This window comes from Limnospira sp. PMC 289.06 (genome assembly GCF_032350395.1).
Taxonomy (GTDB): Bacteria; Cyanobacteriota; Cyanobacteriia; order Cyanobacteriales; family Microcoleaceae; genus Limnospira; species Limnospira platensis.
This window is the reverse complement of record NZ_JARPLC010000341.1, coordinates 1-1129: the sequence shown is the minus strand read 5'-3', so window position 1 is coordinate 1129 and position 1129 is coordinate 1. Positions and strand designations below refer to the sequence as shown.

Annotated in this window: 1 protein-coding gene; it reads right to left on the bottom strand. The window is 45.9% G+C overall.

Going from position 1 to position 1129, the window contains the following annotated elements; all coding sequences use genetic code 11:
- Window positions 1–796: 796 nt before the first annotated feature.
- On the bottom strand, window positions 797–1129 hold a 333-nt coding region (locus tag P5674_RS25015), incomplete at its 5' end, for an HNH endonuclease signature motif containing protein (protein ID WP_315670413.1).

Sequence of the window (1129 nt, the reverse complement as noted above, 5' to 3'; positions counted from 1 at the left end):
TACCATTACAGCAGGGCGTTGGCTTTTGGTCACATCTCACATCCTCTAAGACTTGCGGTTACACTTATCCCTACTGATATTTCGACCAAATAATCAGAGTCTAGGAGGACTTAAAACGTTCCATTTATATGGGCATTCCATCTTTAGATTTGTCCTTTCCACCGGGGTACTTTTAAAGGTCTGTGTAGGTAGTAAAGAGAAACCCCTACTTTTCCCCTTGCTCTTTTGAGCGCAGCGTGTCAACCTGTTTCGCTGCTCAATAATGACGATGGTTCAAGCCGGACATTCGGTTTCCCTAATCATGGATGGTTGGCAGTGGTCGCATCTGGTAGTAGGTTCTACTTCACGCCTTCCGTTCCCCGCTTCAGTCCTGGGGTTATGATTCCCAAAACTGGGGGTGGCTGTCACCGTTACTCTTTACTCCCTGATTTCTCAGTTTGTTCATGACCTTAAGTTCCCTGCCTTGTTTGGATTTTTCCAAACGTCGGGACATATAAACAGTTATGGGATGGTCAGGGAAGCGACTCCCTATATTCCACCAAGGGGTGGAAGTCCCACCGGGTAGTTATTTCGGGTATTGCAACCCTATGCGCGTGCCTGAACGTTTCGCACCTCTTATCTTGTTGTAGCGGGTTTGGCGATGTTTTGAGTAGGCGATCGCCAAAATTTCTAAAATTTAGGTATCGGATCAGTATTAGGGGTCGAGATAGACCTCACGGTCTACCCCTCCCATTCAGCAGCAGAACCGTACATGAGACTTTCACCTCATACGGCTCCTAGTTTGACCGTCTCCTTGTTAAGAGTACAGCAACATCTCTTCATCAAGAGCTGTCTTATCATCGTGACAATGGCGATGTAATAGTTGAAGATTCTTGTATTCATCCTTTCCGCCTTGGCTTCTAGGTACAACGTGGTCTACTTCAATTAAGTCTGATGGGGTAAAGTATTGCCCACACCAGGTACATCTACCTTTTTTTTTGAGAAGTTTTGCTACCCTAGTTGGCGTGTCGATTGCTTGTCCTTTCCTGGTTGCCCAGTAAGTCCAGTTTCCGTCGTATGGTGTTGCTTTTGGGCGTATTAAGGTATGTCTGACAATTGGAGTCCAGTTGTGTTTATATAGATGTAACCC